General features: G+C 70.2%; 13 protein-coding genes. 4 read left to right on the forward strand and 9 right to left on the reverse strand.

Going from position 1 to position 12655, the window contains the following annotated elements; all coding sequences use genetic code 11:
- Window positions 1-11: 11 nt before the first annotated feature.
- The 5 genes from BLT43_RS08385 to hslO all read right to left on the reverse strand — a co-directional run bounded on the left by BLT43_RS08385 (window position 12) and on the right by hslO (window position 6556).
- Window positions 12-1844, reverse strand: a complete 1833-nt coding sequence (locus BLT43_RS08385; protein WP_207497458.1) for an ABC transporter ATP-binding protein — start codon at window positions 1842-1844, stop codon at window positions 12-14.
- Window positions 1841-3700: an ABC transporter ATP-binding protein gene (locus BLT43_RS08390; protein WP_090111856.1), complete on the reverse strand. Its 1860-nt coding sequence runs from the start codon at window positions 3698-3700 to the stop codon at window positions 1841-1843. The genes BLT43_RS08385 and BLT43_RS08390 overlap by 4 nt, the downstream gene beginning before the upstream one ends.
- An 81-nt stretch (window positions 3701-3781) precedes the next feature.
- On the reverse strand, window positions 3782-4939 hold the full coding sequence (locus BLT43_RS08395) for a CCA tRNA nucleotidyltransferase (RefSeq protein ID WP_090111858.1): 1158 nt from the start codon (window positions 4937-4939) through the stop codon (window positions 3782-3784).
- A complete protein-coding gene (locus BLT43_RS08400) occupies window positions 4936-5541 on the reverse strand; it encodes a CoA pyrophosphatase (protein WP_090111860.1) in 606 nt (201 codons plus the stop codon). The genes BLT43_RS08395 and BLT43_RS08400 overlap by 4 nt, the downstream gene beginning before the upstream one ends.
- Window positions 5528-6556, reverse strand: a complete 1029-nt coding sequence (hslO, locus tag BLT43_RS08405) for an Hsp33 family molecular chaperone HslO (RefSeq protein ID WP_090111862.1) — start codon at window positions 6554-6556, stop codon at window positions 5528-5530. Before hslO ends, BLT43_RS08400 begins: the two co-directional genes overlap by 14 nt.
- A 71-nt stretch (window positions 6557-6627) precedes the next feature.
- Here hslO and BLT43_RS08410 point away from each other — a divergent pair, with 71 nt between their 5' ends.
- The 3 genes from BLT43_RS08410 (at window position 6628) to msrA (ending at window position 9183) form a co-directional block, all read left to right on the forward strand.
- Window positions 6628-7119: an NUDIX domain-containing protein gene (locus BLT43_RS08410; protein ID WP_090111864.1), complete on the forward strand. Its 492-nt coding sequence runs from the start codon at window positions 6628-6630 to the stop codon at window positions 7117-7119.
- Window positions 7120-7153: 34 nt separating this feature from the next.
- Window positions 7154-8380 carry an argininosuccinate synthase gene (locus BLT43_RS08415; protein WP_090111865.1) on the forward strand — a complete coding sequence of 409 codons (1227 nt, stop codon included), beginning with the start codon at window positions 7154-7156 and terminating at the stop codon, window positions 8378-8380.
- A 164-nt stretch (window positions 8381-8544) separates the two neighbouring features.
- Complete coding sequence (gene msrA, locus BLT43_RS08420) at window positions 8545-9183, forward strand: peptide-methionine (S)-S-oxide reductase MsrA (protein WP_090111867.1); 639 nt, start codon at window positions 8545-8547, stop codon at window positions 9181-9183.
- A gap of 7 nt (window positions 9184-9190) precedes the next feature.
- Here msrA and BLT43_RS08425 read toward each other — a convergent pair whose 3' ends face one another.
- Window positions 9191-9781 (reverse strand): hypothetical protein, encoded by a 591-nt coding sequence (locus tag BLT43_RS08425; RefSeq protein ID WP_090111870.1) that lies wholly within the window; start codon window positions 9779-9781, stop codon window positions 9191-9193.
- A 122-nt stretch (window positions 9782-9903) separates the two neighbouring features.
- On the opposite strand from BLT43_RS08425, the gene ahcY reads away from it, so the two are divergent.
- Entirely contained in the window at window positions 9904-11295 is a 1392-nt protein-coding gene (ahcY, locus tag BLT43_RS08430) for an adenosylhomocysteinase (RefSeq protein WP_090111872.1), read from the forward strand.
- A 212-nt stretch (window positions 11296-11507) separates the two neighbouring features.
- On the opposite strand, the gene BLT43_RS08435 is transcribed toward ahcY, so the two are convergent.
- The 3 genes from BLT43_RS08435 to BLT43_RS08445 are packed head-to-tail and all read right to left on the reverse strand — an operon-like array spanning window position 11508 to window position 12653.
- Complete coding sequence (locus BLT43_RS08435) at window positions 11508-11903, reverse strand: DUF1761 domain-containing protein (RefSeq protein WP_090111874.1); 396 nt, start codon at window positions 11901-11903, stop codon at window positions 11508-11510.
- A gap of 52 nt (window positions 11904-11955) precedes the next feature.
- Window positions 11956-12381, reverse strand: a complete 426-nt coding sequence (locus BLT43_RS08440) for an EVE domain-containing protein (protein ID WP_090111876.1) — start codon at window positions 12379-12381, stop codon at window positions 11956-11958.
- Window positions 12381-12653 (reverse strand): YciI family protein, encoded by a 273-nt coding sequence (locus BLT43_RS08445; RefSeq protein ID WP_090111878.1) that lies wholly within the window; start codon window positions 12651-12653, stop codon window positions 12381-12383. Before BLT43_RS08445 ends, BLT43_RS08440 begins: the two co-directional genes overlap by 1 nt.
- Window positions 12654-12655: the final 2 nt, after the last annotated feature.

Genomic DNA, 12655 nt, shown 5'->3' on the forward strand with positions numbered 1-12655 from the left:
CCTCTCAGGCTCTATTCCGCGGCCTCCTGCCCGAGGAAGCCGCCCGATTGCCGGGCCCAGTAGCGGGCATAGACCCCGCCTTCGGCAAGCAGCGCGTCATGCGTGCCCTGCTCGACGATCCGGCCGCCCTCCATGACCACGATCCGGTCCATGCGCGCAATGGTCGAGAGCCGGTGCGCGATGGCGATCACGGTCTTTCCTTCCATCGCCTGCTCCAGCGCCGACTGGATCTGCGCCTCGACCTCCGAATCGAGCGCCGAGGTCGCCTCGTCGAGCACCAGGATCGGCGCGTCCTTGAGCATGGCGCGGGCGATGGCGATGCGCTGGCGCTGCCCGCCCGAAAGCTTCACGCCGCGTTCGCCCAGATGCGCGTCGTAGCCGCGCCGCCCCTTGGCGTCGGCGAGATCGGCGATGAAGCCATGCGCCTCGGCGCGGTCGGCGGCGCGCTCGACCGCCTCCTGCGGCGCGTCGGGGTGGCCGTAGCGGATGTTGTCGCGGGCCGAGCGGTTGAACATGGCGGTGTCCTGCGTGACCATGCCGATCTGCCGCCGCAGGCTTTCCTGCGTGACGCCGCTGATGTCCTGCCCGTCGATGCTGATCCGGCCCTTTTCCACGTCGTAGAGCCTGAGCAGCGCCGCCACGAGGGTCGACTTGCCCGCGCCCGAGGCGCCGACCACGCCGATCTTCTCGCCCGCGGCGATGTCGAGATCGATGCCGCGCAGGCCGCCCGCGCCGCCGCCATAGGTGAAGCGGACGTTCTCGAAGCGGATGCCGCCCTCGCGCACGACGAGTTCGCGCGCGCCGGGCCGGTCGGTCAGGCCGTGGGCGGGCGAGAGCGTATGGATCGCGTCCTCGACCTCGCCGAGGTTGGAATACATGCCCATCAGCGTGAAGCTGACCCAGCCGGTCATCTGCGCCAGCCTGAGCGAGATTGTCCCGGCCGCCGCGATGTCGCCGGCACTGGCCGCGCCACGGGTCCAGAACAGCAGCGTCGCGCCGGTGACGATCACCGGCAGCACGCCGGCCAGCGCCATCAGCCAGAAGCGGAAGCCCGCCGAGACCACGCCGAAGCCCAGCGCGCGCTCGCGGTATTCGTGCATCGCGCCCAAGGCCGCGCGGTCCTCGTGCTCGGAATGGCCGAAGAGCTTGACCGTCTTGATGTTGGTGATGGTGTCGACCACCTGCCCCGTGACCATGGCGCGGGCCGAGGCGCGGGCGGTGGAGGAGGCGCGGATCTTCGGCATGTAGAGCCGGATCAGCACCACGTAGCCGATCATCCAGATCGTCAGCAGACCGGCGGTCAGCCCGTCGATGGTGAGCAGCAAGAGCGCCGAGCCCACGAGCGAGGCCAGAGCGAAGAACACGGTCTGGATCGTGTCGACGGTAAGCTCGGTGGTCGCCCGCGCCGCCTGCATCTGCTTCTGCGCGATGCGGCCGGCGAAGTCGTTGTCGAAGAAGCTGACCGCCTGCCCCAGCGTGTGGCGGTGCAGCCGCGACAGCACCAGCGTGTAGATCGAGGGCGAGAGCACCACGCTCTGCATCAGGCCGGAGAGGCCCATCACCAGCGGCCGCAACAGGATGAAGAAGGCGGTGACCCCGAGCAGCAGCCCGAGATTGCCCGAGAAGAAGCCGCCCGGCTCGGCCGCCAGCGCCGCGTCGATCACCTGCCCCAGGATCAGCGCCGAGAGCACCTCGAGCACGCCCGCCGCCATCGAGACGGCGGCGCCGAGACCGGTCACGGCGAAGCTGCCCGAAAGCGCCCAGCGCAGGAACTTCCACAGGCTGCCCGGCGGCGGGCCGTCGGCGGGGCGGAACGGCGCGATCAGGCGCGAGACGTCGATCATTCGGCGGCCTCCGTGGTCTGGTCATCGTCGAGGCCGAGGAAGCCGCCGGACTGGCGGTTCCAGAACCGGGCGTAGATGCCGCCCTGCGCCAGGAGCGCGTCATGGGTGCCGTCCTCGACGATCCGGCCCTCCTCCATCACCAGCACCCGGTCCATCTGCGCGATGGTCGAGAGCCGGTGCGCGATGGCGATCACGGTCTTGCCCTCCATCATCGCGTAGAGCGTGCGCTGGATCGCCGCCTCGACCTCCGAATCGAGCGCCGAGGTCGCCTCGTCGAGCACGAGGATCGGCGCGTCCTTGAGGATCACGCGCGCCAGCGCGATGCGCTGCCGCTGCCCGCCCGACAGCTTGACGCCGCGCTCGCCGACCTGCGCCTCGTAGCCCGCGCGCCCCTCGCCATCGACGAGGTCGAGGATGAAGTCATGCGCCTCGGCCTGCTTCGCGGCGGCGATCATCTCGGCCTCGCTCGCCTCGGGCCGGCCGTAGAGGATGTTCTCGCGCACGCTGCGGTGCAGCAGCGCGCTGTCCTGCTGCACCATGCCGATCGCCGAGCGCAGGCTGTCCTGCGTGACGCGGGCGATGTCCTGCCCGTCGATCTCGATCCGGCCCGTTTCCGGGTCGTAGAAGCGCAGCATGAGCTTGACCAGCGTCGACTTGCCGGCGCCCGAGGCGCCGACGAGACCGATCTTCTGGCCGGCCGGAATGGTCAGGTCCAAGGGCCCCACCCCGCCCGCGTCGCGGCCGTAGCGGTGGTTCAGGCCCTTCAGGGCGATCTCGCCGCGCGGGACGGTGAGGTGCCCGGCTCGGTCGTCGTCGGTGAGCGTGATCGGCTGGGCGATGGTGCGCATGCCCTCGGCGATCACGCCGAGGTTCTGGAAGAAGTTGGTCACCGCCCACATGATCCAGCCGGTCATGGCGTTGAGCCTGAGGCAGAGCGCGGTCGCCGCCGCCACCACGCCGACGCTGGCCGAGCCGCCGGCCCAGAGCCAGATGCCCCAGCCGACCACGCCGACGATCAGGAGGCCGTTCAGCACCGACAGCGCCACGTCCATGATCGTGTAGAGCCGCATCTCGCGCTGGAAGGTCGAGCGGGCCTGCTCGATCACCTCGCGCGCGCCCTCCAGCTCGCGGTCGTGATGGGCGAACATCTTGACCGAGTGGATGTTGGTGTAGGTGTCGACCACCCGCCCCGTCACCGCGCTGCGGGCGTTGGACGACGCCTCGGAGGCCGGGCCGATCCGCTTCACCGTCCAGCGCATCAGCGCGGCGTAGAGACCGAACCACAGCAGGAGCGGCAGCAGGAGGCGCGGGTCCGCGCCCCACAAGAGCACCGCCGCCCCGGCGATGTAGGCCAGCGCGTAGGTGATCGCGTCGAAGACCTGGAACACCACCTCGCCGGCGGCGGGCGGCGTCTGCATGATGCGGTTGGCGATGCGGCCGGCGAAGTCGTTCTCGAACCAGCCGACCGACTGGCGCAGCACGTGCCTGTGCGCGCGCCAGCGCACGGTGGTGCCGAAATTGGGCAGGATGGCGTTATTCAGAAGCAGCACGCTCGCTGCCTGCAGTGCCGGGCGCAGGATCAGGATGAAGGCCGCCACGGCGATCAGCTCGGCGCCATGCGCGGCCAGCACCTCGGCCGGGGCGCCGCCGCTCAGCATGTCGACCAGCCGGCCCATGTAGGCCAGGAGCCAGATCTCGACCACGGCCACCACCACGGCGAGGATGCCGGTGATCCAGAACACCCGCGCGAAGGGCCGGGCGAACCCCCTCAGGAACGGCCAGAGCCGGGTCGGGGGCTGGTCTGTCTGCTCGTAGGGCCCGTAGGGATCGACGAGGGTCTCGAAGAAACGGAACATGGGGAAACCCGGATATATGCCAGCGGCATATAATCCGGCCACGGCCGAAGGAAAACAATCCCCGGTCGGGGCGGGTTCAACTCAGGGAAGAAGATCGTCCCGCGTCAGGGAGAAGCCGGACGCGATCCAGCGCGCCTCGCGCTCGCGCAGCGCCTCGCCCAGCGCCGGGCCGGCGAAATGCGCCGCCAGATCCGCGGCCTTGACCGGGAATCGCGCCTCGGCCCCGGCCAGCGCGGTTTCCCGTGAAACAGCCTCGATCTCGCGGCCCGAGAGCGCCGCGCGCAGCGCCAGCACGTCGAGCGCCTCGTCCGTGCCCAGCCGGTAGCCCAGCTCGCCCGGCGCCTGCAGCGATTCGAACCCTTCGCGCAGCCGCTCCAGCCGCGCCGCCTGCTTGCGGCTCAGCCGCAGCCGCTCGGCCGCCTCCTCGCCGCCGACCAGCGCCAGCCGGCGCAGCGGGTCGGGGGCGAGCCCGGCCTCCTCCTCGACATGCACCAGCACCGAAAGCGGGTCCGAGGCCGCGCCCGGCAGCACCCGCATCAGCACGCCCGAGATCGCCATCGAGGCGACCGCCGGGGCCGGGTCGGGCGCGGCCATCAGCTTCAGCATCTCGGCGCCCACCCGCTCGCGCGAAAGCCCGCCGATGCCCTCGGCCAGCTCGGCGCAGGCGGCGAGACCGTCGGCGTCGATGCCGCCATGCGTCTCGCCGTACCAGGCGTGGAAGCGGAAGAAGCGCAGGATCCGCAGGTAATCCTCGCGGATCCGCTCATGCGGGTCGCCGATGAAGCGCAGCCGCCGCGCCCGCAGGTCCGAGAGCCCCTCGCCCAGCGGGTCGGCGACCTGCCCGCGCGCATCGGCGTAAAGCGCGTTCATGGTGAAGTCGCGCCGCGCCGCGTCCTCGGCGATGTCGTCGGAAAACGCCACCGTGGCGCGCCGCCCGTCGGTCTCGACGTCGCGGCGGAAGGTGGTGACCTCGATCGGCGTGCCGCGCGCCACCACGGTGACGGTGCCGTGCTCGATGCCCGTGGGCACCGGCTTCAGCCCCGCCGCCCCGGCCAGCTCGACCACCCGCTCGGGCCGCGCGTCTGTGGTCAGGTCGAGATCCGAGACCGGCTCGCCCAGCAGCGCGTTTCTCACGCAGCCGCCGACGAACCAGGCCTGGTGGCCCGCCTCCTCCAGCATGGCCGTCACCCGCCGCGCCGGCTCCGATGCCAGCCATTCCGCCTCGATCCGTTCCGTCATCCGTTCATCCCGTCGGCAAGGGTCCGGAGCATCCGCCCCGTGGCGCCCCAGATGTAGTACGGCCCCCAGGGAACGACATAGTAGTGCCGGCGGCGGCCCTGCCAACGCCGGCCCTCGACCCGGAACCGCGCCGGGTCGGTGACGTGGTCAAGCGGCACCCGGAACACCTCGGCCACCTCGCCGGCCTCGGGCACCGGCGTGAAGGGGCCGCGCAGCAGCCCCACGACCGGCGTCACCTCGAAGCCGGTGACGGTCTCGTGCGCGGGCAGCGTGCCGAGGATCTCGACCCGCTCGCGCGGCAGGCCGATCTCCTCCTCCGCCTCGCGCAGCGCCGCGCCGACCGGGCCGTCATCGGCGGGCTCCACCTTGCCGCCCGGAAAGGCGATCTGGCCGGGATGGTGGCGCAGCTTCGCCGAGCGCTTGGTCAGGATCAGCGAAGGCGGGCCGTCGAGATGCACCGCGACCAGCACCCCGGCCTGGCGCAGCTTGCGCCCGGCCGGGGGGGCGGCGTCCGGGTTCAGGTCGAAATCCGACGAGCCCCCGCCCGGCCGGGCGAGGGCGGCGCCGAGCCGCGCGAGAAGCGGGGCCTCAGCCCCGTCCACCGGCCACCCGGTCCTGCGCGTCCGGCCCCTCGGTCGCCTCGAAGCCCAGCGTCTCGGGCGCGAACTCGTAATGCGCGCCGCAGAACTGGCAGTCGGCGGTCACCACGCCTTCGTCGGTGGTCATGTGCGAGATGTCCTTGGCCGAGTAGATCGACAGGCTCTCGCGCACCTTCTCGGCCGAGCAGGAACAGCCGAACTTCACCGGCTGCGCGTCGAAGACCCGCGGCACCTCCTCGTGGAACAGCCGCAGCAGCAGCTCGGTCGGCGTCACGCTCGGCCCGATCAGCTCCAGCTCCTCGACCGTGTCGAGCAGGATGTTGGCGCGGTTCCAGCTTTCGCCCTCGGCCTCGTCGAGGATGTCGGACGCCTCCAGGAGCCCCTCCTCGCCGGTGCCGCCCTCGCCGGGCGTGGCCGCGAAGGGCGAGGCCTTGGGCATCTTCTGCAGCATCACGCCGCCGGCGCGCCAGCCCTCGCCCCGGCCCGGCTCGGTCGAGCGGCCGAAGGACAGCGAGAAGCGGGTCGGCAGCTGCTCGGACTGCGCGAAGTAGGTCTCGGCGCAGCTCGACAGCGAACCGCCGGCGATCGGCGTGATGCCCTGGTAGGGGGTCGTGCCCTCGCCCTGGTCGATCAGGATCGCGAAGTAACCCTTGCCGACCAGGTCGAACGGCTCGGCGCTCTCGCCCAGCCGGCTCTCGTCGAAGCTGGCCCAGGCGCGGATCCGGCCCGGCGCGCCCTCTTCCTTGGGCGCGTAGTAGTCGGTCGCGATGATCCGCACCGGCCCGTCGCCGCGCACCTGCAGCGACAGCTTCCAGCGCAGCTTCACGGTCTGGCCGATCAACGCGGTGAGCAGCGCCATCTCGGCCACCAGCGCCTCGATCTGCGCGGGGTAGTCGTGCTGCTCCAGAACCTTGTCGAGCACGCCGTCGAGACGTGCCACCCGGCCGCGGATGTCGGAGCGGTCGAGCTGGAAGGGCAGGACGGTGTCGTCCCAGGCAATGCGGGCGCCGAGGCTCATGGGGTTTCCTTGCGTGTCGGGGATGGGCATACCGCGACCATATAGGAAGCATCCGGCGGGGGAAAAAGGGCATGATCCGGCGCTACGGAGAGGCGGTGCGGCAGGGCGCGCGCTACAGGCACCGGCCCGGGGTCTACGCGATCCTGCCGATGGGCCGCGACCTGCTCGTGACCTGCCAGGCGGGCGACCCCGACGAGATCCAGCTGCCCGGCGGCGGCATCGACCCGGGCGAAAGCCCGATCCGCGCCCTGCACCGCGAGGTGTTCGAGGAAACCGGCTGGCGCATCGCCGCGCCGCGCCGGCTGGGCGCCTTCCGCCGCTTCGCCTGGATGGCCGATTACGGCATCTGGGGCGAGAAGATCTGCCATGTCTACATCGCCCGTCCCGTGCGCCCGCACGGGCCGCCGCGCGAGGCCGGGCACAGCGCGCTGCTCATGCCGGCCCGGCTCGCGGCCGAGCGGCTCGGAAACGAAGGCGACCGGGCCTTCGTGCGCGCCCATGCGGCCGGCCCCGGCGCCAACCTGCCCCAGCGCCAGCTTGCCCCAGGGGCCGAAAGCCATTAACCCACGCCATCGAACGCCCAGACGGAGATTGCTCATGGCCGCCAAGCCCGCCCCGAAGAAGGTCGTCCTCGCCTATTCCGGCGGGCTCGACACCTCGATCATCCTGAAATGGCTGCAGACCGAGTATGGCTGCGAGGTGGTGACCTTCACCGCCGATCTCGGCCAGGGCGAGGAGCTGGAGCCGGCACGCAAGAAGGCCGAGATGATGGGCGCGACCTCGATCCACATCGAGGACCTGCGCGAGGAGTTCGTGCGCGACTTCGTCTTCCCGATGTTCCGCGCCAACGCGCTCTACGAGGGGCTCTACCTCTTGGGCACCTCGATTGCCCGGCCGCTCATTTCCAAGCGGCTCGTGGAGATCGCCGCCGCCGAGGGTGCCGACGCCGTGGCGCATGGCGCGACCGGCAAGGGCAACGACCAGGTGCGCTTCGAACTCGCGGCCTACGCGCTCAACCCCGAGATCAAGGTGATCGCGCCCTGGCGCGAATGGGACCTGACCTCGCGCACCAAGCTGATCGAGTTCGCCGAACAGCACCAGATCCCGATCGCCAAGGACAAGCGCGGCGAGGCGCCCTTCTCGGTCGACGCCAACCTGCTGCACACCTCGTCCGAGGGGAAAGTGCTCGAGAACCCGGCCGACGAGGCGCCCGACTACGTCTACCAGCGCACCGTCAACCCCGAGGACGCGCCCGACGAGGCCGAGATCATCGAGATCGGCTTCGAGAAGGGCGACGCCGTCTCGATCAACGGCGAGGCGATGAGCCCGGCCACGATCCTGACCAAGCTCAACGAGCTGGGCGGCAAGCACGGCATCGGCCGGCTCGACCTCGTCGAGAACCGCTTCGTCGGCATGAAGTCGCGCGGCATCTACGAGACCCCGGGCGGCACCGTGCTGCTCGAGGCGCATCGCGGCATCGAGCAGATCACGCTCGACTCCGGCGCGGGCCACCTCAAGGACTCGATCATGCCGCGCTACGCCGAGCTGATCTACAACGGCTTCTGGTTCAGCCCCGAGCGCGAGATGCTGCAGGCGCTGATCGACAAGAGCCAGGAGCACGTGACCGGCACGGTGCGGGTCAAGCTCTACAAGGGGTCGGCGCGCACCATCGCCCGCTGGTCGGACCACAGCCTCTACTCCGAGGCGCACGTGACCTTCGAGGAGGACGCCGGCGCCTACGACCAGGTCGACGCCAAGGGCTTCATCCAGCTCAACGCGCTGCGCCTCAAGCTGCTGGCCGCCCGCGACCGCCGGGTGAAGTGACGGACAGGCGCCGCGCTCTTCGGAGCGCGGCGCCAGCCGATCCGAAGGGATCGGAGTATTTGAAGAGTGAAGTGGCCACGAGGGTCACGGCGAAATCACGCAGCCTTGTCTTGCCCTTAGCGGCGTTGGCGTCAGCATGGCGCCCGACAGACAGGGAGGCTCAAATGAAACCCGCATCACTCGCGCTCGCCGCCGCGCTGGCGCTGGCCGCGCCCATGGCGCAGGCCCAATCCACCGAAACCATCACCGTCGCCGGCGGCTGCTTCTGGTGCGTCGAGGCCGATTTCGAGAAGGTCTCCGGCGTGATCGAGGCGGTCTCGGGCTTCGCCGGCGGCGATGTCGCCAACCCGACCTACGAGCAGGTCGTGGCCGGCGGCACCGGCCATTACGAGGCGGTGCGGATCACCTACGACCCGAGCCGGGTCGAGGCGCGCCAGCTCTACGACCTGTTCTTCCGCTCGATCGACCCGACCGATGCGGGCGGCCAGTTCTGCGACCGCGGCCCCTCCTACCGCACCGCGATCTTCGCCGATGGCGGCGATCAGCAAGCGGCCGAGGCCGCCAAGCAGGCGGCGCAGGCCGAACTCGGCCGAAAGATCGTCACCCCGATCCTCGGCGACGCGCCCTTCTACCCGGCCGGCGACTACCACCAGGACTACTACAAGAGCTCCGAACGCCTCGCCGCTTCCAGCGTCGGGCTGTTCGTGCCGAAATCCGAGGCCTACAAGCGCTACCGCGCCCGCTGCGGCCGCGACGCCCGGGTGGCCGAGCTCTGGGGCCCCGACGCGCCCTTCGTGAACTAGGGAGGGCCTAGATCTCGGCCATCAGCGCCGCGTGGCGCGCGACGAAGGCGTCGCGCGTCTCCTTCGGCGGCCTGAGCCTTATCTCGAACCGCGCCGCGAGGTCGCGGTCGAGCTTGCCGAACAGCCGGTCGGCCTCGGCCTCGGAGAAGCCGGCGATCCGCACCGCCTCGAGCCAGGCCGAGATCCGGTCGCAGCGCTTGATCCGCCGCTTGGCCTGCACCGGCAGCACCGCCGGCAGGCCGAAGCGCAGGTGGATCGCCGCCGTCAGCCGCGCGTCGAGCGCGCCGTAACCCGGCCCCACCGCCGCCTTCACCGGCGAGATCATGTCGCCGATCACGTATTCCGGCGCGTCGTGCAGAAGCGCCGCGAGCTGCCACAGCGGCCCGGCCCTGGGGTGGCAATGCGCGTGGATCGCCTCGACCAGCAGCGAATGCTCGGCCACCGAATAGGCGAAATCGCCCCGCGTCTGGCCGTTCCAGCGCGCCACGAAGGCCAGCCCATGCGCGATGTCGGCGATCTCGATGTCCATCGGCGTCGGGTCGAGCAGGTCGAGCCTGCGCCCCGACAGCATCCGCTGCCACGCCCTGCCCTTGGCCATGCCGCCCCCTTCGCCGTTTCGGGCCGGGCTAGCACGCCGCCCCGCGGCACGGCAATTGCCGGGGCGGAAACGGGCTGCTACCCCTACGGAACGCGACCGGATTGCCGCAGGGAGGGCACCGAATGGCCGGGGATCACATCGTCAGGGACATCGGCCTCGCCGATTGGGGCCGCAAGGAGATCGAGATCGCCGAGACCGAGATGCCGGGGCTGATGGCCCTGCGCGCGGAATACGCGGAAACGCAGCCGCTGAAGGGCGCGCGCATCGCGGGCTCGCTGCACATGACGATCCAGACCGCGGTGCTGATCGAGACGCTCGAGGCGCTCGGCGCCGAGGTCCGCTGGGCCTCGTGCAACATCTTCTCGACGCAGGACCATGCCGCCGCCGCAATCGCCGCCAGCGGCACCCCGGTCTTCGCGGTGAAGGGCGAAAGCCTCGAGGAGTACTGGTCCTACACCGACCGGATCTTCGGCTTCGAGGAGGGCGCCAACCTGATCCTCGACGATGGCGGCGACGCCACCATGTACATCCTGCTCGGCGCGCGGGCCGAGGCCGGCGAGACCGGGCTGCTCGACGTGCCGACCTCGGAGGAGGAGCGCGTGCTCTTCGCGCAGATCCGCAGGCGGCTCGACGAAAGCCCGGGCTGGTTCGCCCGCCAGCGCGACGCGCTGCGCGGCGTCTCGGAGGAGACGACGACCGGCGTGCACCGGCTCTACGAGCTGCATCGCAAGGGGCGCCTGCCCTTCCCGGCGATCAACGTCAACGACAGCGTCACCAAGTCGAAGTTCGACAACCGCTACGGCTGCCGCGAGAGCCTCGTCGATGGCATAAGGCGGGCCACCGACACGATGATGGCCGGCAAGGTCGCCGTCGTCTGCGGCTACGGCGATGTCGGCAAGGGCTCGGCCGCGTCCCTGCGTGGTGCGGGCGCGCGGGTGAAGGTCACCGAGGCCGACCCGATCTGCGCGCTGCAGGCGGCGATGGACGGCTACGAGGTGGTGCTGCTCGAGGACGAGGTCGCCAGCGCCGACATCTTCGTCACCGCCACAGGCAACCGCGACGTGATCCGCATCGAGCACATGCGCGAGATGAAGGACATGGCGATCGTCGGCAATATCGGCCACTTCGACAACGAGATCCAGGTCGCCGCCCTGCGCAACCACAAATGGGCCCGCGTCAAGGATCAGGTCGACATGATCGAGATGCCCTCGGGCCGGCGCATCATCCTGCTCTCCGAAGGCCGGCTGCTCAATCTCGGCAACGCCACCGGCCACCCCTCCTTCGTGATGTCGGCGAGCTTCACCAACCAGGTGCTGGCGCAGATCGAGCTCTGGACCCGCGGCGACGACTACACCCCCGGCGTCCACGTGCTGCCCAAGCATCTGGATGAAAAGGTGGCGCGTCTGCACCTCGAACGGGTCGGCGCAAGGCTTACCGAACTCGACCCCGAGCAGGCCGAGTATATCGGCGTCGCGCCCGAAGGGCCGTTCAAGCCCGAGCATTACCGCTACTGACCGGGACCGGCCGGGCTTAACGGAAGCCTAAGCGTAACCCACGGCTTCGAAACGATGTTTCGACACGAAACCGTTGCGTCGAATCGCCCGGTCGGGGTAGGAGGAAGGCGTCGGCCAGGACGGCCAGACCCCAGTTTCATCGATCCGCCGGGTGGGAGTCCGCGGGTGAGAACGGGGGTGCTGGCGATCCCGCCGCCCCCCGTATGCCCCTCTCAGAACAGCCCGAGCACGAGGCCCATCGCCGCGCAGCCCAGCGCCGCGTAGCCGCCGTCGATCCCGGCAAGCCGCCAGGGCCGGCCGGAATAGCCGGTGTTGAGCGTGATCCAGGGCGCGATGAACAGCGCGCCCACCGCCAGGCCGCCGAACAGCCCGCCGACCGGCGTGGTGATGCCCGCGAGGCCGAAGCCGTAGCGCATGGTCGCCGCGATGATCAGCATCGCCACGAAGGAGACGAGATAGGGCACGGGCGAGCTGCTGTTCTCGGGCTTGCCGTCCGCGCCGACCTTCACGCCAGAGGCCGCCATCCAGGGCTTGGCCAGGCTCATGTACCAGACCGAGCCCAGCGCGAAGGAGGCGAGCGCCGCCAGCAGGATCGAGAGTAACGCCATTCGTGGTCCCTCCGGAGATTTGGCCCAGAATGGCGCGAAGCGCGGCCGCGCGCTATGCCTCGGCCAAAGATCCCGCCAGTTCGTGGATCACGCGCCACTCATCCTCTGTCACCGGCTGCACCGAAAGCCGCGAGTTGTTGACCAGCACCATCTCCAACAGCCGCGGCTCGGCCTTGATCTCCTCGAGGCTGACCTCGCGCCCGAGCTTGTAGAGCGCGCGGATGTCGACGCATTCCCAGCGCGCGTCATCGGTCGAGCTGTCGGGATGCACCGTGGCGCAGACCTCGACCACGCCCACCGCCGCCTTGCCGATGTTGGAGTGGTAGAAGAAGCCGCGATCGCCGATCTGCATCTCTCGCATGAAGTTGCGGGCCTGGTAGTTGCGGATCCCGTCCCACTCCTCGCCCTGATCGCCCTTGGCGACCTGCTGGTCCCAGCTCCAGACGTTCGGCTCGGACTTGAACAGCCAGTAGCGCATCAGCCGATCACCTTCTTCCAGCCGCGGATCTCGACGCTCTCGAACAGGCCGGCGCGGGCATAGGGGTCGTTCTCGGCCCAGTCGCGCGCGGCCTCGAGATCGGCCACGTCGAGCACCACCAGAGAGCCGTCCATCTCGCCATCGGCGCCGAGGAACGGCCCGGCCATGGCCACCACGCCGGTGGCCTCGATGTAGTCGAGATGCGCCTCGCGCGTATCCTTGCGCAGCTGCAGCGCGCCGGGGCGGTCCTTCGTGATGACGGCGACGAGCATCG

The organism is Limimaricola pyoseonensis (assembly GCF_900102015.1).
GTDB classification, from domain to species: domain Bacteria; phylum Pseudomonadota; class Alphaproteobacteria; order Rhodobacterales; family Rhodobacteraceae; genus Limimaricola; species Limimaricola pyoseonensis.